We start from the raw sequence: 18,629 nt of genomic DNA on the forward strand, positions 1-18,629 counted from the left end.
ACCCTGCTGGTATTGCTGAGACAGATCGGATATGAACGACTCAGCAGGCCTCCGGGTTACGAATCCTTCAGGAACGCCCTCTAGGGTGTGGGCCATGTCGGTGTCAGATTCATCCCCCACCCCACCGCCCCGGTCAGGCCATTTGGTGCTGCTGCCTGCCGTCGATGTGGCGGACGGGCAGGCGGTTCGGCTCGTGCAGGGCGAGGCCGGGAGCGAGACGTCGTACGGCGATCCGCTGGCTGCCGCGATGGCCTGGCAGGAGGCCGGCGCGGAGTGGATCCACCTGGTCGACCTGGACGCGGCGTTCGGCCGCGGCAGCAACCGGGAGCTGCTCGCCGAGGTGACCGGCAAGCTCGACGTCCAGGTCGAGCTGTCCGGCGGCATCCGCGACGACGACTCCCTGGCAGCCGCCCTCGCGACCGGTGCCCGCCGGGTAAACATCGGCACCGCCGCGCTCGAGGACCCGGAGTGGTGCGACCGGATCATCCAGCAGTACGGCGACCGGATCGCGATCGGTCTCGACGTCCGCGGCCGGACGCTGGCCGCGCGCGGCTGGACCAAGGAAGGCGGCGACCTGTACGAGGTGCTCGACCGGCTGGAAGCGGCCGGCTGCGAGCGCTACGTGGTCACCGACGTCACCAAGGACGGCATGCTCCAGGGCCCGAACCTGGAGCTGTACCGCGACCTGTGTGCGCGCACCGACAAGCCGATCATCGCGTCCGGCGGCGTCTCGAGCCTCGACGATCTCAGGGCTCTGAGCACGCTGGTGCCGGACGGCGTCGAAGGCGTGATCGTCGGCAAGGCCCTGTACGCCGGCGCGTTCACCCTGACCGAGGCACTCGAGCTCACGCGTGGAGGCGACAAGTGAGTCTGGCCGACAAGCTCAAGGACAAGAAGGTCCTTGTCACCGGCGTCACCGGATTCGTCGGTGAGGCGCTGCTGCACCGGATCATCGGCGAGCTGCCCGGCACCACCGTGGCCGCGATCATCCGGCCGAAGGGCTCGCTGTCCGGCGCCGACCGGATGGCACAGATGCTCCGCAAGGACATCTTCAAGCCGTTCTACGGCGAGGGCACGCAGTACGCCGACGCCGAAGCACTGTGCGCGGCCCGGATCCACGTCATCGACGGCGACCTGTCCGACGTACCGGAACTGCCGACGGATCTCGACATCGTCGTGCACTGCGCCGGTGACGTCAGCTTCGACCCACCGATCCACGAGGCGTTCACGACGAACGTGCTCGGCACAAAGAGTCTGCTCGAGCGGATCGACGAGAGCCGGCAGGGGACCGATCGCCGGATCCACTACGTGCACATCTCCACCGCCTACACCGCGGGCCGCCGGCGGGGCGCGATCCCGGAGGCGCCGGTCGAGCACACCGTCGACTGGCGGACCGAGGCCGAGGCCGGGATGGCGATGAAGGCCCGGATCGAGGAGCAGTCCCGGTCCGCGCCGATGCTGGCCAGGTTCCGCAAGGAGGCCGAGAAGCTGCACCGCCGGGCCGGCCACCTGACCGCGGCGGCCGACACCGAGCGGCGCCGGACCGAGTGGGTCGCGAAGAAGCTGGTCGAGACCGGCACCGAGCGCGCCCGCAGCCTCGGCTGGACCGACTGCTACACGTTCACCAAGGCGCTCGGCGAGCGCGTGGTCGAGGAGTTCGCCGGCAAACTGCCGACGTCGATCGTCCGGCCGGCCATCATCGAGTCCGCGCTGCAGTCGCCGCACCCGGGCTGGATCGAAGGCTTCAAGATGGCCGAGCCGCTGATCCTGGCCTACGGCCGCGGTGAGCTGCCGGAGTTCCCGGCCAGCCCTGACTCCGTCGTCGAGATCATCCCGGTCGACCACGTGGTCGGCGCGATCTGCGCGGTGATGGCGACCGAGCCCGAGCTGAGCAAGCCGGAGTACTACCACGTCAGCTCCGGCGCCCGGAACCCGCTGACCTTCGAGCAGTTGTACGCCGGTGTCCGCGCGTACTTCTCCAAGCACCCGTTCGACCTCGGTGAGCGCGGCGCGGTCCGGCTCCCGGTCTGGAAGTTCCCCGGCGGCGACTCGGTCGAGAGCATGCTCCGGTACGGCGAGAAGGCCCACAAGATCGCCGACAAGATCATCACCACCGTGCCGCGGAGCGAACGCGTCCGCAAGTACGCGCGCGAGCTCGACGTGCAGAAGCGCCGGCTCGACTTCCTCCGCCGCTACATGGATCTGTACTCCGAGTACGCGCAGGCCGAACTGCAGTTCATCGACGACAACGTGCTGGCGCTGCACAACGCGCTCGAGGGTGACGACCGGGAGAAGTTCTGGTGCGACACCTCGATCGTGGACTGGCAGTACTACCTGCAGGAGCTGCACTGCCCGAGCGTCACGGAGTCCATGCGCCGGCTGGACGTCGTCCGCAAGAAGCGGAACAAGGCGCTCGCCGAGTCCGCCGGCGTACTGAAGAAGGTCGAGCCTTCCTCGGAGTCCAAGGTGATCGCGGCGTTCGACATGGACGGCACGCTGCTGTCCTCGAACGTGATCGAGACCTACCTGTGGATGCGGCTGCCCGAGCTGGACGGCCCGCAGCGGGTCGGCGAGCTCGGCGCGATGCTGCGCAAGCTGCCGAAGCTGATCGCGGCCGAGCGCAAGGACCGCGGCACGTTCCTCCGCACGATCTACCGCCGGTACGCCGGTGCCGATCTGGAGGAGCTGAACCAGATCGTCGACGAGATCCTCGCCGAGCACGTGCTCGAACGCCTGAGCGGCGCCGCCGTACGACGGATCCGTGAGCACCGCGCCGCCGGACACAAGACGATCCTGATCACCGGCGCGGTCCGCCCGCTGACCCGCCCGCTGGAGCCGCTGTTCGACGAGATCGTCGCGGCCGAGCTGGCCGTCGACGACCGCGGTCGCTGCACCGGCTTCCTGTCCGGGCCGCCGCTGGTCGGTGAGTCCCGGGCGGCGTGGATCAAGCACCACGCCCGGACGACCAACATCGACCTGTCGAAGTCGTACGCCTACGCCGACAGCCACTCGGACCTGCCGATGCTGGAGACCGTCGGCAATCCGGTCGCCGTCTCGCCTGACGTGTCGTTGTTCCGGGCCGCCCGGGCCGCGCGCTGGCAGATCGTCGACTGGAAGACCCCGTCCACGTCGTCCCGTCTGGAGCTCCCTGGGGTGAACGTTCGATGATGCTCGCTCTCGAGATGTACCGGTCGCCGGCCAAGTTCCTGGCGGCCAAGGCGGTCGGCGGCCGCATCCCCGGCATCCTGACCGGACCGGCCGCGCCGCTGCGCCTCGTCACGATCAACGAGCCGAAGGCCGAGCGGCCCGGCTGGGCGCGGATCCGGCCGATCCTGTCCGGCATCTGCGGCTCGGACCTCGGCATGGTGACGGGCTCGACCAAGCTGTACTTCTCCGCTGTGGTGTCGATGCCGTTCGTCCCCGGTCACGAGATCGTCGGCGAGCTGCTCGACGACTGCGAGGACCTGCCGAAGGGCACGCGGGTCGTGATGGACTCCGTGCTGACCTGCGAAGCGCGCGGCGTCGAGCTGTGCGAGAACTGCGTGACCGGGAACACCAACCGGTGCGACCGGATCACGGTCGGCCATGTCGCGCCGGGTCTGCAGACGGGGTTCTGCCAGGACACCGGCGGCGGCTGGGGCAATATGCTCGTCGCCCACCGCAGCCAGCTGTACGCCGTACCTGAGGCACTGACCAACGAGCGCGCAGTGCTGGTCGAGCCGCTTGCCGGCGCCGTGCACTCGGCGCTGCGGGCGAAGGTGCAGCCGGGGCAGTCGGTGTTGGTCAGTGGCGCAGGTGCGGTCGGGCTGTTCGCGACGCTCGCGTTGCGCGAGCTGACGCAGGCCGGGCGGATCACCGTGGTCGCCAAGCACCCCAAGCAGCGTGAACTCGCGCGAGCGTTCGGCGCCAGCGATGTGGTCGCGCCCGACGAGGTGTTCCGCGGCGTACGGCGAGCGACCGGTGCGTTCCGGCTGAAGCCGGACTTCGGCGCGGGCGAGTTCCTGCTCGGCGGTGTGGACGTCGCGGTCGACGCGGTCGGCAGCAAGGACTCGATCGACACCGTCCTGCGGGTCACCAAGGCCGGCGGCCGGGTAGTGCTGTCCGGGATGCCGGCCAGCGGCGCCGACCTGTCGCCGGTGTGGTTCCGCGAGCTGGAGGTCACCGGTACGTACGCGTCCGCGCGGGAGGAGCCGAACGGCCGCCCGGCGTTCGAGACCGCGCTGGAGCTGGCCGGACGAGCCCCGCTGGACGGGATCGTCGGTGCGCGGTACCCGCTGTACCGCTGGCGTGAGGCGCTCGACCACGCGCACTCCGCCGGCCGGCTGGGAACAGTCAAGGTTGCTTTCGATGTGAGGGCCTCATGAGGGCGCTGAACGTACGACGAGAGAGGTTCTGAACATGTCTCGGCCAGGTTTTGTGCTTGAGGTGGACGACCGCACCCCGCCGCTGCTCGTGCACAACGGTGAGGGCTTCCTGCTCGAGCGGTTCCCGCTCGGCACCCGGGTGGTGTACCCGCCGGAGGCGCTGCCGCCGGTGCGCGACGTCGACGAGGCGATCCAGAACGCGCTGCTCAACCCGATCGAGTCTGAGCCGCTGCCCGAGCTGCTGCGCGCCGGGATGCGGCTGACGATCGCGTTCGACGACATCTCGATCCCGCTGCCGCCGATGAAGAAGCCGGACATCCGGCAGCGCATCATCGAGGCCGTGCTCGAGCTGGCCGCGCAGGCCGGCGTCGACGACGTCGAGCTGATCTCCGCCAACGCGCTGCACCGCAGGCTCACCCCGAACGAGCTGCGCGACATCGTCGGCGAGCGGGTGTTCCGGTCGTTCTTCCCCGACGGCAAGCTCTACAACTTCGACGCCGAGGACAGCGCCAACCTGACCCACCTGGGCCAGACCCGGCACGGCGAGGACGTCGAGATCTCCAAGCGGGCGGCCGAGTCGGACCTGCTCGTCTACGTGAACGTGAACCTGGTGGCGATGGACGGCGGCCACAAGTCGACGTCGATCGGCCTGGCGTCGTACAAGTCGCTGAAGCACCACCACAACAGCCACACGATGATCCACTCGCGGTCGTTCATGGACCACAAGCGGTCCAAGATGCACGAGTCGGCGTGGCGGATGGGCGAGATCCTCACCCAGCACGTCAAGGTCTTCCAAATCGAGACCACGCTGAACAACGACATCTTCGGCGGGCCGCTGGAGTTCCTGCAGAAGCGCGAGTGGGAGTGGTCGCTCAAGGACCAGGCCTCGATGCTCGGCACCAAGCGGGCGCTCGCGGCGGCGCCGAGCAAGTTGCGGCACAAGATCTTCACCGACGTCCGGTCGACCTACGGCCTGACCGGGGTGCACGCCGGCAAGATCGAGCCGGTGCACGACAAGACGCTGGAGAACGTGCACCGCCAGCACCTGGTCGAAGTACAGGGCCAGTCCGATGTCGCGATCATGGGCGTGCCGTTCGTCGGCCCGTACAACGTGAACTCGGTGATGAACCCGATCCTGGCGGCCTGCATGGGCCTGGGGTACTACTTCAACTCGTACCGGGGCAACCCGATCGTCCGCAAGGACGGGGCGGTGATCCTGTACCACCCGGTCGACTACGAGTTCAGCCAGCTGCACCACCCGTCGTACGTCGACTTCTTCGAGGAAGTGCTTGCCGAGAGCACCGATCCGGCCACGATCGAGGCGAAGTTCGAGAAGCAGTACGCCGAGGACCCGTGGTACATCCACCTGTACCGGACGTCGTACGCGTACCACGGCGTGCACCCGTTCTACATGTGGTACTGGATCTCGCACGCGCTGGACCACTGCGGCGACATCGTCTGGGTCGGCGCGAACCGCAAGACCGTTGAGCGGATGGGCTTCCGGTCCGCATCGACGCTGCAGGACGCGCTCGAGATGGTCAGCCACTCGGTCGGCCGGTCGCCGTCGATCACGTACCTGCACAACCCGCCACACCTGCTCGCGGACGTGCGCTGATGGGTACCAGCTTGGTGAAGTTCAGCCGCGACACCGCGCGTGACGTGAAGCAGGTCGCGCGCGGGTGGCGGTGGGGCCGGCGGCCGCAGGTGCCGCGGTCGGCCGAGCCGTACGTGATCCCGAAGGAGTCCACGGTCTTCCCGACCAAGTGGGCCCGTACGCCGGGCGCGATCGCGGTCCGCGACCTGATCCAGAAGGGCCCGCTGAACGCGATCCTCAACTTCGAGGTGAGCCCGCAGGTGAGCGGACTCGACTCGCTGCTGAAGCTCGACGGCCCGGCGATCATCGTCGCGAACCACTCGTCGCACCTGGACACCCCGTTGCTGCTGCTGTCGCTGCCGGACGCGATGCGCCGCAAGACGGCGTTCGCGGCCGCGGCCGACTACTTCTTCGACACCTGGTGGCGGGCGGCCGGGTCGGCGATCGTGTTCAACACCTTCCCGATCGAGCGCCGCGGCGGCAACCTGAGCTCGACCCCGGGTGACCTGCTCGCCGACGGCTGGAACGTGGTCGTGTTCCCGGAGGGCACGCGCTCGCCGGACGGCTGGATCCAGCGGTTCCGGATGGGCGCGGCGTACCTGGCCGTCGAGCACAACGTCCCGATCATCCCGGTCGGCATCAAGGGCTCGTTCGCCGCGATGCCGCGCGGCCGCGGCTGGCCGGTCCCGGGCCGCCCCGCGGTGCACGTCCGGTACGGCGACCCGCTGCACGCCGCCGAAGGGGAGAGCGCTCGCGACTTCGCGCCCCGGATCGCGGCGGCGGTGTCGGCGTTGCTCGACGAGGAATCGACCACCTGGTACGAGGCCCGCCGCCGGGCCGCGCTCGGCGCCTCGCCGTCCCAGACCGGCCCGGAAGCCGCCCGCTGGCGCCGGGTGTGGGAGTCGACCCGCCCGATGAAGTCCACCGACGGCCGCCGCCGCGCCTGGAAGTAGCTACCGCTGGTTGCGTCCGGGGAGCGCTTCGGACGCAACCACGGCCATGGCCGCGTACCCGGCGTCGTTCGGGTGCAGGTGGTCACCGGAGTCCAACGCCGGGTCGATCCGCTGCTCGTCGGCCGGATCCCCGACGGCCCGGGCGAAGTCGGCGACGGCGTCGTACTCGCCTGAGGTCCGGATCCACTGGTTGGCCTGCGTTCGGATCGCCTCGGCCCGGGCGAAGTCGGCCGGTTGCATGTAGTCGGCTTTGAACGGGGTGATGGTGCCGCCGATGATCCGCACACCGCGAGCGTGGGCGGCGGCGATCATGCTGCGGTAGCCGGCGATCAGCTGGTCTGCCGTGATCCTGGGCGTGACGCCGCAGCCGAAGTTGAACTCGCTGTCCCAGATGTCGTTCTCGCCTTCCTCGACGATCACCGTGCGAACCCCGGGCTGCCCGAGTGCGTCGCGCCGGAACCTCGTCACACCGACCTCGCCGAAGCAGGGCAACTCGTGCAGCAACAGGTTTCCGCTGATGCCGACGTTGGCCACGCCGAGCCGTCTCTTCCCCAGTCGTTGCGCCAGGTCGTCGGAGTACCGGTGATCGACGTCGGGCGTGGAGTTGTGCCCGTTGGTGATCGAGTCGCCGTAGGTGACGATCGTTCCCGCCGCTCCGGTGACGTCGACGCCGGTGAGGTAGTAGAACGCGTGGCTGGTCGCGGTGCCGGGGGCGTTGTCGTGCAGGTGATTGCCGGCGGAGGTGAACGTCGTGGTGAGGCCGTCCTCGTGGAAGGTCGCCGGTCCGGTCACGCCGTCGACGTACAGGGAGACAACGAGTTGCTCCCCGGCTGCGGTGGAGACGGCCACTGCGTCCGATGTCGTCGTCCGGCCGGCGGCGATCGTCGTACGGCGTGAGCCGTGGAACGTCACGTCGGTGCCGGCCACCGTGATACCGGTGATCTGCAGCGGCTTGGTCCCGTACAGGTTCGACAGCCGGATCCGCAGGCTCCGGCCGCCGGTGCTCATCCGGACGGTCTGCCGGATCGTCTGGTGGTCGAACCCTGCCTGGCTCCAATTGCCGTCCGCGGCGGTGGGCGCCTGCATCGCACTAGCCCAAGCAGCTGACCAGCCCGCCGACCGGCCCGCCGACCAGCCCGCCGGCCGGGTCTGAGCCTCTGCCGACGCTCCACCCATCCCCGCGGCCACCAGAGCCACGACGCCCAGACCAACACCCAAGTACTTCCTGGTACGCATCTCGATCCTCTCGTTCGGAGAATCGATAGTTGCAGTGCTACTAGTGTCAATGCAACTAGTTTATGGTTCATGGATGGACAACGAGCTGCTGGAGCGCTTCGCCGACCTGGTCGTCCGTGTCGGCGTGAACGTCCAACCCGGCCAGGGCGTCGTGGTGAACGCCGACATCGCCCAGGCGGACATCGCCAGGGCTGTGGTCGAGCGCGCGTACGTCGCCGGCGCGAAATGGGTGGAGGTGCTCTGGTCCGACGGGCACGTACGCCGGTCGGATCTCGTCCACTCCGACCTGCAGACGCTGAGCGCCGACCGGCCCTGGTCGCTCGAGCGCATCCGCGGCTGGGTGGAGGAGGGGATCGCAACGATCGCCTTGACCGGTACGCCGGACTCGGGTCTGTACGCCGGGATCGACCCCGCCCGCGTGGCCGCCGTACGGAGGCAGGAGATGGCTGCTCGGCAGCAGGCGGTGATGAGCGGGCGGTGGCGCTGGACCGTGATCGCGGCGCCGAACGCGGGCTGGGCCACCCAGGTGTACGGCGAACCCGACGTCGACCGGCTCTCGGATGCGGTCGCCCGGGCGATGCGGCTCGACGAGGCTGATCCGGTGGCCGCGTGGCGGGAGCGTTCCGCCGTACTGGCTGAGCGGTGTGCGGCCCTCGACGAGCTGCAGATCACCGAGCTCCACTACGCCGGTGAAGGGACCGACCTGAGAGTCGGCTTGCTGCCCGATTGTCGCTGGACGGGCGGGTCCGTGACGGATCCGGCGGGGATCGCGTACCTCCCGAACATTCCGACCGAAGAGGTCTTCACCAGCCCGGATCGTCGCCGCGCGGACGGCGTCGCGCGGGTGACCAAGCCGGTCGTCATCGCAGGTCAGCTCGTGGAGGGGCTGCAGCTCACCTTCGAGGCCGGCCGGATCACCGACGTGGACGCGACGACCGGCGCCGACCTGGTCCGGGCCCAGCTCGATGTCGACCCCGGCGCCCGCAGCCTCGGCGAGGTCGCCCTGGTCGACAAGGACTCCAAGGTTGCGCAGGCGGGCATCGTCTTCCACAACACCCTGTTCGACGAGAACGCCGGTAGCCACATCGCCTGGGGACAGAGCTTCCCGTTCGCCGTTGCCGACGGCATGCAATTGACGCCGGACGAGCGAGCCGAGCTGGGGCTGAACAACGCGACCGTCCACACCGACGTCGTGGTCGGCGGTGACGGGCTGACGGTCACCGCCACGACACCCGACGGACCGGTCGTCCTGCTGCGTGACGACGTCTGGGTCCTGGGTGGCTGACGGTACCCTTTCCGCGTGAGCCTTGCCGTACGAGTGATCCCCTGCCTGGACGTCGACGCGGGACGCGTCGTGAAGGGCGTGAACTTCGCCGACCTGCGCGACGCCGGCGACCCGGTCGAGATGGCCCAGGTGTACGACGCGGAGGGGGCCGACGAGCTCACGTTCCTCGACATCACCGCGTCGTCGGGATCGCGCGAGACGACGTACGACGTGGTCGGGCGGACCGCCGAGCAGGTGTTCATCCCGCTGACCGTCGGCGGCGGCGTCCGTGAGGTGACCGACGTCGACCGGCTGCTTCGCGCGGGTGCGGACAAGGTCGGCATCAATACCGGCGCGATCGCCCGGCCCGAAGTGATCCGCGAGATCGCACACCGCTTCGGCAACCAGGTGCTGGTGCTGTCCCTCGACGTACGCCGGTCCGCCGAGCAACCGAGCGGGTTCGAGGTGACGACCCACGGCGGGCGGAGGTCGGCCGGGCTGGACGCGATCGAGTGGGCGCAGCGCGGCTGCGAGCTGGGCGCGGGGGAGATCCTGCTGAACTCGATGGACGCCGACGGGACCAAGCAGGGGTTCGACCTGGAGCTGATCAAGGCGGTGCGCGCGGTGGTCGACGTACCGCTGATCGCCAGCGGGGGAGCGGGGGCGCCGGAACACTTCCCACCCGCAGTCCAGGCCGGGGCAGACGCCGTGCTCGCGGCCAGCGTGTTCCACTTCGGCGACTTCCGGATCGCCGACGTGAAGAAGGCCCTCCGCGACGCCGGGATCGTGGTCCGATGACGGGGCGGAGCGAGCGCATCAAAACAACACAGCGCACGCGTGTCTCGTCGGCGCCCGGAGCGAAGCGAGGACGTCGATGAGCATGCAGGTGGAGCGCTCGGAGGAGATGGTCGCGGCGATCGAGCAGGAGCTGTCCGCGTTGTTCCGTCGTTCGCGCTCGGCCTCGCTCCGGCTGGCGCGGCGGGTTCACCCCGAGATGGACGCCGCCGGATACGCGCTGATCTCCCAGATCGAGATGGGGACCGGCAACGGCGCCGGCGTACGGGCCTCCGATGTCGCCCACGTCCTCGGCCTCGACAAGTCGACCGTCAGCCGCGGCATCACCCAGCTCGAGAACCTTGGCCTGATCGAGCGGGTCGGCGACCCGGACGACGGCCGCGCCCGCCTGCTTCGCCTGACCACCACCGGCGCCGAGCGCTACGAGGCCATGCGCACCCAACGCCAGACCGAGTTCCGCGCCATCCTGGACCGCTGGAACCCGACGGACCTCGCCGATCTGGGCCGCCTCCTGGCCCGCCTGAACACCGATCTCGGCTGACCCACCCCACCGGCGCTTCCCGCTCACCAGGCCAACCTGGCGTTCCCTGCTCACCAGGCCAACCCGGCGTTCCCTGCTCACCAGGCCAACCCGGCGTTCCCTGCTCACCAGGCCAACCCGGCGTTCCCTGCTCACCAGGCCAACCCGGCGTTCCCTGCTCACCAGGCCAACCCGGCGTTCCCCGCTCACCAGGCCAACCCGGCGTTCCCCGCTCACCAGGCCAACCCGGTGCTCCCCGCTCACCAGGCCAACCCGGTGCTCCCCGCTCACCAGGCCAACCGGTGCTCCCCGCTCACCAGGCCAACCGGTGCTCCCCGCCCGCCACGCCAACCGGTGCTCCCCGCCCGCCACGCCAACCCGGCGCTCCCCGCCCGCCACGCCAACCCGGCGCTCCCCGCCCGCCACCCCAACCCGGTCGCCGGGTGGTGGGGCCCCGCCGGCTCGAGCGTGCCCGTCTCAGGGGTCAACCCCGAGGTGGTCGGTTAGGCCCCATGAATCTGCGTGCCGAACCGACCAGCTGAGGGGTTGACCCCTGAGACGTGCACCCGGGAGCGGGGCGGGGAGCGGAGGCGGGGGGCGGGGCCGGGGAGCGGGGCCGGGGAGCGGGGCCGGGGGGCGGAGGCGGGGGGCGGAGGCGGGGCGGGTTGGGTCGCGGTTGGCCGTTGGTGATCGGTTGTCCACAGGGTGTGCATATGGTTGTGGAAACCAACTATCTGGGTATATAGTTGGGTTATGCAACTAGCTCAGCAACCCCTTGTCCCGGGGGTAGAGCGGGACGCACCGGCGCAGGAGGTCCTCGAAGGGGTCAGTTCGCTGATCCGCGCGGTGCGATGTATCGAACACCGGCACCTGATGCCCGACAGCGGGCTGCGGCGGTCCGACGCGAGCGTGCTCAAGATCCTGTACAAGGGCGGCGAGCAGCGCGGCGGGGAGATCGCGGCCAAGCTCGGCGTCGACGCGTCGGTGGTGAGCCGGCAGGTAGCAGCGCTGGAGGCCGACGGACTGGTGAGCCGTCGACCCGACCCGGCCGATGCCCGGGTCGGGCTGGTCAGCCTGGCGCCCGCCGGAAAGGCCCAGCTGGAGGCCCTCTACTCGTCCTACACCCAGCACCTTCGTGCGGCCCTGGCCGACCTCGACGACGACGCGCTGCTGTCCGCTGCGGAGACCATGCAGCGGATCGCGCACGCCATCACCGAGGTCAACCAGGTCGTGAGGCGCACACAATCGACTGGAGACTGATGACTGTCACCGAGACCCGGCAGCAGGGGGCGTCCAATTCTGGGCCCGCCGCGCCGGAACTCACCCACCGCGAGATCCTCGAGATCCTGATCGGCCTGCTCGCCGCGCTGTTCACGGCGATGCTGAGCTCGACGATCGTCAGCAATGCCCTGCCGACGATCATCGCCGACCTCGAGGGTTCCCAGACGCAGTACACCTGGGTCCTCACAGCGAGCCTGCTGGCCACCACGGTGTCCACGCCGATCTGGGGCAAGCTCGCGGACCTGGTGAGCAAGAAACTGCTGGTCCAGCTGGCGATCTCGGTCTTCGTGATCGGGTCCGCGCTGGCCGGCCTGTCCCACAACGTGCCGTTCCTGATCGGCGCCCGCGTCCTGCAGGGCCTCGCGATGGGCGGTCTGATGGCGCTGGCCCAGGCCATCATCGGCGCCGCGATCCCGCCCCGGTCCCGCGGACGCTACTCCGGCTACATGGGTGCTGTGATGGCGGTCGCGACCGTCAGCGGCCCGCTCATCGGCGGTGTCATCGTCGATACCTCGTGGCTCGGCTGGCGCTGGTGTTTCTACGTCTGCGTCCCGCTGGCCGTGGTCAGCCTGGTGATCCTGCAGAAGTACCTGCACCTGCCGCTGATCAAGCGTGAGGTCCGGATCGACTACGTCGGCGCCGTCCTGATCAGCATCGCGGCCAGCCTGCCGCTGCTGTGGGTCACCTTCGCCGGCACGGACTTCGCCTGGATGTCGTGGCAGTCCGCGCTGTTCGTCGGCGGCACACTGCTCGTCGGGTTCGTCGCCGTGATGGTCGAGAACCGGGTGAAGGAGCCGCTGGTCCCTCTCAAGGTCGTCCGCGAGCGGACCACCGCACTGGCGATCGTCGCCAGCCTCGCGGTCGGCGTCGCGATGTTTGGCAGCGCGCTGTTCCTCGGGCAGTACTTCCAGATCGCCCGCGGCTACAGCCCGACCGAGGCCGGCCTGCTGACGATCCCGATGATGCTCGGCTCGTTCTTCGGTTCGGCGGGCTCCGGCCAGCTGATCAGCCGCTTCGGCAAGTGGAAGCGGTACCTGGTCTCCGGCGGCGTACTGCTGCTCATCGGCCTGCTGATCCTCGGCACGATCGACCACACCTCGCCGTACTGGTACGTCGGACTCGGCATGCTGGCGATGGGTCTCGGTATGGGCATGACCATGCAGAACCTGGTCCTCGCCGTACAAAACACCGTGGACGTCCGGGAGATCGGCGCGTCGAGTGCGACCGTGGCGTTCTTCCGCAGCCTGGGCGGTGCGGTCGGCGTGTCCGCGCTGGGCGCTGTCCTCGCGGCTCACGTGAAGAGCCTGATCGTCGCCGGCGTGCTCGCCGGTCCGGGCGGTGCCGAGGCGGCGCGCAAGCTCCAGGAGGGTGGCTCCGGCAGCACGAGCCTGCTCGACGTCGGTCACCTGCCGCCGCAGCTGGCCGAGCTGGTGCGGCAGTCGTACGGCGATGCGACCGGGCGGATCTTCCTGATCGCGGCCGCGTGTGCGGCTGTCGCACTGATCGCGGTGCTGTTCATCAAGGAGGTCCCGCTCCGCAAGACCGTCAACAAGGTCGACGTCGAGGACCTGGTCGACAGCAGCGTGCACGACTAGAGCTCGGGAGGCTCCAGGCCGGTCAGTTCGCGGGTGCGGATGATTGGTGAGCCGATCAGCCACAGCACGGCAAGCAGGCCGCCGGCTGCGGACACGAGGAGGGTTTCGCGGACACCGATCCAGGTGCCGAGGAACCCTCCGACGACCGCGCCGAGCGGCCTGATGCCGTAGTTGATGCTGCTGAACGCACCCGCGACCCGGCTCCGCATGTGGTCGTGGATCACGGCCGCCTGCAACGAGTTCAGCGGTACGTCGAAACACATCACCGCGAACGCCCCGACGAACTCGGCCGCACCGAGCGCGGCCGCCTTCAGCCAGGTCGGACCGTCCGCGAACGCGGCGATCGCGATCGAGGCGGGGAAGATGATCGCGCCGGCCGCAATCACCGGACCCGCGCCGAACCGCCGGCTCAGTGGGGACGCGCTGACGGCGCCGAGCAGACCGCCGGAGGCGCCGATGCCGAACGCCAGGCCGATCGTCCCCGCGGACAGCCCGAGGATGCGGCTCGCGAACAGCACGAGCAGCGCCGTACTCATCAGGTTGAAGAAGTTGACCGTGGTCGCGCAGGCAAGGCTGCGGCTGAGATACGGGTGCTTGAGCACGTAGCGCATGCCGGCCCGAGCTCGCTGGAGGAGTGGCTCGGTCGACTCCTCGGATACTCCCGGAGTGATCTTCAAGCGGCTGATCTGGATGGCCGAGAAGACGAACGACAGTGCGTCGACGATGATCGCGACCGGTGCAGTGAGGGCCTGGACGAGCGCGCCGCCCACCGCCGGCCCGGCCATGAACGAGATCGAGTGGGTCGCGGAGAGCTTGCTGTTCGCCTCCATGAACTGGTCGCGATCGACCAGTCGCACGAAGAACGACGCGTATGCCGTACCGAACACGACCTGTGCCGTGCCGGCCAGGATCGCGATCGCGTACAAGTGGCCCAGGGCAAGGAGATCGAGCCAGTAGGCGACCGGCAGTGAGAGCAGCAGGACGGTGCGGGCCAGGTCGGCCGCGATCATCAGCGGGCGTTTGTCGCGGCGGTGGTCGACCCAGGTGCCGATGAACAGCGACGCGATGTTCGGCAGCCAGACCGCCGCGGTCAGGAAGCCGACCTGGCTCGGGGAGGCATCGAGCAGCGTCACGGCGATCAACGGCAACGCGAGCTCGGTGACCCGGTCGCCGAACGCCGAGATCGTCTGCGCCGACCAGAACGTGCGGAACCGGCGATCGCGCCACAGGCTGGTGGCGGAGAGCGTGCTCACGAACCAGCCTCCGGATCGGTTGCTTCAGGCAACGATAGGCGGATGAACCGGACCGGCCGGGCGCCCTCCGGGGTGCGGCCGGCGTCCCGGCGACCGACGTACGGCGCGATCAGCTGCTCGATCGCCGCCTCGAGTTCCTCGGCCTCCGCGGCGGTCAGCTCGAGCCGGGTGTTGGCAGATCCGGCGAGCCGGCTCCACTCCGGCTCGAGCGTGGGTTCGGTCTCGGCCAGCCAGCGTTGGGCGGTCTCGAGGGCCTGGTTCATCATCTCGGCGCGCAGTAGCCGTCCGGCGACGGCGCCCTCCGGTGTGTCGGGCATCTCGTACCGGAAGCCGCGGGCGACCGCGTTCCACCAGCGTTGCCGGCGGTCGCTCCCGGTTGGCGGCGGCACGTCGATGACCAGTCCGAAGTCCGCCAGGTGGCGCAGGTGCCAGCTGGTCACCGAGGGGGAGGCGCCGACGTGCTCGGACAACTGGGTGGCTGTGGCCGGGCCGTTCTTCTGCAGGTAGCTGAGCGCAGCGAGCCGGACCGGATGCGCCAGCGCACGCATCGCCTGCGGATCGGTGATCTCGAAATCGCCGTACGGATTTCTGAGAGACATGTTTCGAGAGTAATCTCTCAGATCTCGCGCAGGCAACCTCTGTCGCCGGTCCGGGTACGGCGGGACACTGAGTGCGTGGATGACCGAAGGGCGGATATTGCCGCTCTGTACCGGCAGACCTGGCCGCCGCTGATCGGTGTACTGGTGTCGATCGGCGGATCGCGCCTGGATGCCGAGTTGGTGGCGCAGGACGCGTACGCGCGGCTGCTCGGGCGCTGGGACGCCATCCGCCGGTACGAGGATCCGGAGGCGTGGGTGCGCGGGGTCGCCGTACGGACGATGGTCGGTCGGTTGCGTCGTCGCGAGGTGGTGCCGCGTCTGGCGGCCCGGCTCATCGGTCGTCCGGCTCCGGTGGGTGAGCCCGCTGGTGACGTGGCGGCCGCGTTGGCGGGGATCACGCCGGAGCAGCGGGCGGTCGTCGTACTGCATGACGTGATGGAGTTGCCGGTCGAGCAGATCGCTGTGGACCTGGAGCTCCCGGTCGGCGCGGTGAACGCGCGATTGGCCCGGGCCCGGCGCGCACTCGGGCGGGTGCTCGAGGATGCGTGACCTGCTCGTCGAGTACGTCGAGGAGCGGACGCCGGACGAGGCGCCGCCGTTCGAGGAGCTCGAGCGGGCCGCGCGCGACTTACGGCGCCGACGGTACGTCGTGTCCGCAGCGGTTGTGGCGATGGTGATCGTGGCCGGGATCGCCGGTGTCCTCGGCTATCCGAGAGCTGCGACCGAGCCGACGCTCGGGCTCGAACTGCCGAAGTACGCCGTCGATGGGCCGGCGCCGCAGCAGTACAAGCTCGGTACGACGGTGATCCTGCTGCGGGGCGAGATCACGGTGAGGTGGGCGCGGGCGGATCCGGAGCTGGTCTCGTTGCTGACCGTGGGAGTCGAACCGGACGAGGTCGCGATCGAGCCGTGCCTGCCGAACACGGTGGTGCGGATCCTGTCCCAGGACGGCGGGTCGGTCCGGATCGCGGCGTACCGGTACGGCATCGCGCCGGACCAGAACGAAGGCCACCAGTGCAACAATCCGGGACCCGCGCCGACGACTCTCCAGGTCGACCTGAAGACACCGCTGGGGAATCGGACGGTGTACGCCGGGACGACCGGCGAACGTGTTGTGCTGAAGGGGCGCGACTGCCTCAGGCCGGCCGGCTCGTTCGCTGCCAGATGTCGCTGATCAGGTCGGGATGCATGCCGACGCCGGTGTAGAGAGCGACCGCGGGGGTGGGGTTGCTGGAGTCGACGTGGAGGATCGTGCCGTCGCGTCCGGCTGCTGCGTCGGCGGCGAAAGCGGTGCGGAGGAGGAACTTGGCGAGCCCGCGTCCGCGGGCAGCCGGTACGACGGCGAGGCGGCCGACGTATCCGCAGTTGTCGGTGCTGACGAAGTTGTCGTTGCACTCGGTCACGGCGACCGGTTGCCCGTCCAGCTCGACGATCGTCACCATCGACCAGTCGAACGTCGACCGGCTCTCTCGCGACTCCACCCACTCCTCGAACGGCCGCGGCAACGCACCCGGCTGCTCCTTGAACGCCTCGACCAACACACCATGCGCCGCCCGCCTACTCGCCTCGTCCGGCGCCCCCCGCCGCACAACAACCCCGTCCGGCACAGTCGGCGCGGCGACCGCCCCGTCAAACCCGATCCGCATCCGCTGCACCGAGGTGCCAATCACAAACCCTCGTGCAAGCAGCACCTCGGGTAGCAAACGATCCTGCCGGATCACCCCGACCCGCACCACAAGCTCGCCCGCCCCGCCGGCTGCGCCGGCTGGGCGGGCGGAGAAGGCGAGATCGCCGACGTCAGTCGAGCTGGCGGGGCTGGTAGGCCCAGCTGGGCGGGTGGCGTCAGCCGAGCTGGCTGGGCCGGTAGGGCTGCGAGTCCCAGCTCGTCCGCTCGCGTCGGTGGCGCGGTGTTCGGCTTGGGTTAGGAGCCAGTGGAGGACGGCTGGGTGGTCGCTCAGGATGTCTACGTTCACGTGGGTGTTGGTTGTGACCGCGGTTGCGGAGCCGGCGAACTGGCCGTCGGGGGCGAGTACTACCCAGCCGTCAGTGGTGAGATTGATGCCGGGGTCGCGGAGGTAGTTGGCGACGTCCTCGGAGCTGTGTTTGGGGAAGCCCAGAAGGGCGGAGGTGTAAGCCGCGGACTGCTCGGCGATGAGGGGAGCGTCTTCCAGAACCATCGGGCGGGATGTGTACCCGGCGGGAAGACTCATGCGGTTACCTCGCGCCGCAAGACCTCCATCACCAGGACGGGTTGCATGCCGACCGACAGGTAGACGCCGAGGGCAGGTGTCGGGTTGTTGGTGTCGACGTGCAGGATCGTGCCGGCTCGGCCCGCCGCCGCGTCGAGCGCGAACTGATCCCGCAGCAGGAACTTCGCCAGACCCTTGCCCCGCGCCTTCTCCAGGACACCCAACCGCCCGATGTACCCGCAGTTCTCGTCCTCGACGAACTGGTTCGTGCACGACCGGATCGCCACGACCTCACCGTCGAGTTCGAGCAACGTCAGCTGCGACCAGTCGAACGCCGAGAAGTTCTCCTGCGCCGCGTGCCACTCCTCGAACGACCGCGGCGTGAACCCGAACTGCCCCTTGAAACTATCGTTCAGTACGGCGTGCCCCGCGCGCTGACCAGCCTCGTCCGGCGCACCCCGCCGTACCGTCACCCCGGCCGGAACCTCTGGTACGGCGACCGGCCCGGCGTGATCGATCCGCATCCGGTGGAACGTCGTACCGGGCTCGAAACCGCAGCCGGCCAAGCGATCCCGGCGCGCGGCGTCCAGCTGATAGTTGACGGCGTCCAGCTGGATCGACGGGTGCCCGTACATCCGGGCAAACTCTTCCGCACGCCCGAGGATGCGCTCAAACAGGTAGGTCTCGATGGCGAGGTCTGTGGTGACCAGGTCCAGCTCGACCTGGCGGTGGTCGCCCTTGCCGAAGACTGCGCCGTAGCCGACCAGCCGCGAACCGTCGTACACCAGCCAGCCGTCGGTGGACGGGTCGAAGCCAGGCTCGGTGAGCTGGTCCTCCGCATCCTCCAGCGTGTAGTCGGCGAAGCCGATCACCGGAGTGTTGTAGTCCGACACCAGCTCGAGGAGCGCCTGCGCGTCCTCCTTCGCCGGCGGACGGACGGTATACGCGGATGGCAGTACGGCGGTCATGCACTCATGGTGGTGAAC

The 18,629-nt window shown here is 69.3% G+C and carries 17 protein-coding genes; 12 read left to right on the forward strand and 5 right to left on the reverse strand.

The genetic code is table 11. The annotated features are described in order from the left end of the window. The first annotated feature begins 94 nt into the window (after positions 1-94). The 5 genes from priA to EV653_RS05530 are packed head-to-tail and all read left to right on the forward strand — an operon-like array spanning position 95 to position 6,911. Positions 95-868 (forward strand): bifunctional 1-(5-phosphoribosyl)-5-((5-phosphoribosylamino)methylideneamino)imidazole-4-carboxamide isomerase/phosphoribosylanthranilate isomerase PriA, encoded by a 774-nt coding sequence (gene priA / locus EV653_RS05510; protein WP_134098556.1) that lies wholly within the window; start codon positions 95-97, stop codon positions 866-868. Beyond that, complete coding sequence (locus EV653_RS05515; RefSeq protein WP_134098558.1) at positions 865-3,168, forward strand: HAD-IB family hydrolase; 2,304 nt, start codon at positions 865-867, stop codon at positions 3,166-3,168. Before priA ends, EV653_RS05515 begins: the two co-directional genes overlap by 4 nt. Continuing rightward, positions 3,165-4,364, forward strand: coding sequence for a zinc-dependent alcohol dehydrogenase (locus tag EV653_RS05520; protein ID WP_134098560.1), 1,200 nt, complete (start codon positions 3,165-3,167; stop codon positions 4,362-4,364). Before EV653_RS05515 ends, EV653_RS05520 begins: the two co-directional genes overlap by 4 nt. Before the next feature lie 34 nt (positions 4,365-4,398). Further along, positions 4,399-5,979 (forward strand): lactate racemase domain-containing protein, encoded by a 1,581-nt coding sequence (locus EV653_RS05525; protein WP_134098562.1) that lies wholly within the window; start codon positions 4,399-4,401, stop codon positions 5,977-5,979. Continuing rightward, on the forward strand, positions 5,979-6,911 hold the full coding sequence (locus tag EV653_RS05530) for a lysophospholipid acyltransferase family protein (RefSeq protein WP_134098564.1): 933 nt from the start codon (positions 5,979-5,981) through the stop codon (positions 6,909-6,911). Before EV653_RS05525 ends, EV653_RS05530 begins: the two co-directional genes overlap by 1 nt. Here the strand turns inward: EV653_RS05530 and EV653_RS05535 are convergent, their stop codons facing one another. Beyond that, positions 6,912-8,147 (reverse strand): SGNH/GDSL hydrolase family protein, encoded by a 1,236-nt coding sequence (locus EV653_RS05535; protein ID WP_134098566.1) that lies wholly within the window; start codon positions 8,145-8,147, stop codon positions 6,912-6,914. It lies immediately after the preceding gene. A 73-nt stretch (positions 8,148-8,220) separates the two neighbouring features. Between EV653_RS05535 and EV653_RS05540 the strand changes: the two genes are divergently transcribed. From EV653_RS05540 to EV653_RS05570, 5 genes are all read left to right on the forward strand, one after another. Then, positions 8,221-9,432, forward strand: a complete 1,212-nt coding sequence (locus EV653_RS05540) for an aminopeptidase (RefSeq protein WP_134098568.1) — start codon at positions 8,221-8,223, stop codon at positions 9,430-9,432. A gap of 15 nt (positions 9,433-9,447) precedes the next feature. Continuing rightward, entirely contained in the window at positions 9,448-10,209 is a 762-nt protein-coding gene (hisF, locus tag EV653_RS05545; RefSeq protein WP_134098570.1) for an imidazole glycerol phosphate synthase subunit HisF, read from the forward strand. Positions 10,210-10,285: 76 nt separating this feature from the next. Continuing rightward, positions 10,286-10,747, forward strand: a complete 462-nt coding sequence (locus EV653_RS05550; RefSeq protein ID WP_134098572.1) for a MarR family winged helix-turn-helix transcriptional regulator — start codon at positions 10,286-10,288, stop codon at positions 10,745-10,747. A 732-nt stretch (positions 10,748-11,479) separates the two neighbouring features. Next, positions 11,480-11,986 carry a MarR family winged helix-turn-helix transcriptional regulator gene (locus tag EV653_RS05565; RefSeq protein WP_134098576.1) on the forward strand — a complete coding sequence of 169 codons (507 nt, stop codon included), beginning with the start codon at positions 11,480-11,482 and terminating at the stop codon, positions 11,984-11,986. Beyond that, positions 11,986-13,602, forward strand: a complete 1,617-nt coding sequence (locus EV653_RS05570) for an MDR family MFS transporter (protein ID WP_134098578.1) — start codon at positions 11,986-11,988, stop codon at positions 13,600-13,602. Before EV653_RS05565 ends, EV653_RS05570 begins: the two co-directional genes overlap by 1 nt. Here the strand turns inward: EV653_RS05570 and EV653_RS05575 are convergent. After that, positions 13,599-14,855: an MFS transporter gene (locus tag EV653_RS05575; protein ID WP_134098580.1), complete on the reverse strand. Its 1,257-nt coding sequence runs from the start codon at positions 14,853-14,855 to the stop codon at positions 13,599-13,601. The genes EV653_RS05570 and EV653_RS05575 overlap by 4 nt on opposite strands. Beyond that, positions 14,852-15,454 (reverse strand): ArsR family transcriptional regulator, encoded by a 603-nt coding sequence (locus EV653_RS05580; protein ID WP_134098582.1) that lies wholly within the window; start codon positions 15,452-15,454, stop codon positions 14,852-14,854. The genes EV653_RS05575 and EV653_RS05580 overlap by 4 nt, the downstream gene beginning before the upstream one ends. 75 nt (positions 15,455-15,529) lie before the next feature. Between EV653_RS05580 and EV653_RS05585 the strand changes: the two genes are divergently transcribed. After that, positions 15,530-16,003, forward strand: a complete 474-nt coding sequence (locus EV653_RS05585) for a sigma factor-like helix-turn-helix DNA-binding protein (RefSeq protein WP_166679293.1) — start codon at positions 15,530-15,532, stop codon at positions 16,001-16,003. Further along, positions 15,996-16,628, forward strand: a complete 633-nt coding sequence (locus tag EV653_RS05590) for a hypothetical protein (protein WP_134098587.1) — start codon at positions 15,996-15,998, stop codon at positions 16,626-16,628. The genes EV653_RS05585 and EV653_RS05590 overlap by 8 nt, the downstream gene beginning before the upstream one ends. Here the strand turns inward: EV653_RS05590 and EV653_RS05595 are convergent. Together EV653_RS05595 and EV653_RS05600 are read right to left on the reverse strand one after the other, a co-directional pair. Further along, the gene (locus tag EV653_RS05595) at positions 16,591-17,664 is read right to left on the reverse strand and encodes a GNAT family N-acetyltransferase (RefSeq protein ID WP_238159580.1); all 1,074 of its coding nucleotides are present in this window, start codon (positions 17,662-17,664) and stop codon (positions 16,591-16,593) included. The genes EV653_RS05590 and EV653_RS05595 overlap by 38 nt on opposite strands. Beyond that, the gene (locus EV653_RS05600) at positions 17,661-18,611 is read right to left on the reverse strand and encodes a GNAT family N-acetyltransferase (RefSeq protein WP_134098589.1); all 951 of its coding nucleotides are present in this window, start codon (positions 18,609-18,611) and stop codon (positions 17,661-17,663) included. Before EV653_RS05600 ends, EV653_RS05595 begins: the two co-directional genes overlap by 4 nt. Between the last annotated feature and the right edge of the window lie 18 nt (positions 18,612-18,629).

The sequence above is a fragment of the Kribbella pratensis genome, assembly GCF_004365355.1.
In the GTDB taxonomy this organism is placed as follows: domain Bacteria; phylum Actinomycetota; class Actinomycetes; order Propionibacteriales; family Kribbellaceae; genus Kribbella.

Bases quoted from the DNA above. Each gene is read 5' to 3' on its own strand.
- priA (WP_134098556.1), top strand. From the start codon at position 95: ATGTCGGTGTCAGATTCATCCCCCACCCCACCGCCCCGGTCAGGCCAT.
- EV653_RS05520 (WP_134098560.1), top strand. From the start codon at position 3,165: ATGATGCTCGCTCTCGAGATGTACCGGTCGCCGGCCAAGTTCCTGGCG.
- EV653_RS05525 (WP_134098562.1), top strand. From the start codon at position 4,399: ATGTCTCGGCCAGGTTTTGTGCTTGAGGTGGACGACCGCACCCCGCCG.
- EV653_RS05530 (WP_134098564.1), top strand. From the start codon at position 5,979: ATGGGTACCAGCTTGGTGAAGTTCAGCCGCGACACCGCGCGTGACGTG.
- EV653_RS05535 (WP_134098566.1), bottom strand. From the start codon at position 8,147: ATGCGTACCAGGAAGTACTTGGGTGTTGGTCTGGGCGTCGTGGCTCTG.
- EV653_RS05540 (WP_134098568.1), top strand. From the start codon at position 8,221: ATGGACAACGAGCTGCTGGAGCGCTTCGCCGACCTGGTCGTCCGTGTC.
- EV653_RS05550 (WP_134098572.1), top strand. From the start codon at position 10,286: ATGAGCATGCAGGTGGAGCGCTCGGAGGAGATGGTCGCGGCGATCGAG.
- EV653_RS05565 (WP_134098576.1), top strand. From the start codon at position 11,480: ATGCAACTAGCTCAGCAACCCCTTGTCCCGGGGGTAGAGCGGGACGCA.
- EV653_RS05570 (WP_134098578.1), top strand. From the start codon at position 11,986: ATGACTGTCACCGAGACCCGGCAGCAGGGGGCGTCCAATTCTGGGCCC.
- EV653_RS05580 (WP_134098582.1), bottom strand. From the start codon at position 15,454: ATGTCTCTCAGAAATCCGTACGGCGATTTCGAGATCACCGATCCGCAG.
- EV653_RS05590 (WP_134098587.1), top strand. From the start codon at position 15,996: ATGCGTGACCTGCTCGTCGAGTACGTCGAGGAGCGGACGCCGGACGAG.
- EV653_RS05595 (WP_238159580.1), bottom strand. From the start codon at position 17,664: ATGAGTCTTCCCGCCGGGTACACATCCCGCCCGATGGTTCTGGAAGAC.
- EV653_RS05600 (WP_134098589.1), bottom strand. From the start codon at position 18,611: ATGACCGCCGTACTGCCATCCGCGTATACCGTCCGTCCGCCGGCGAAG.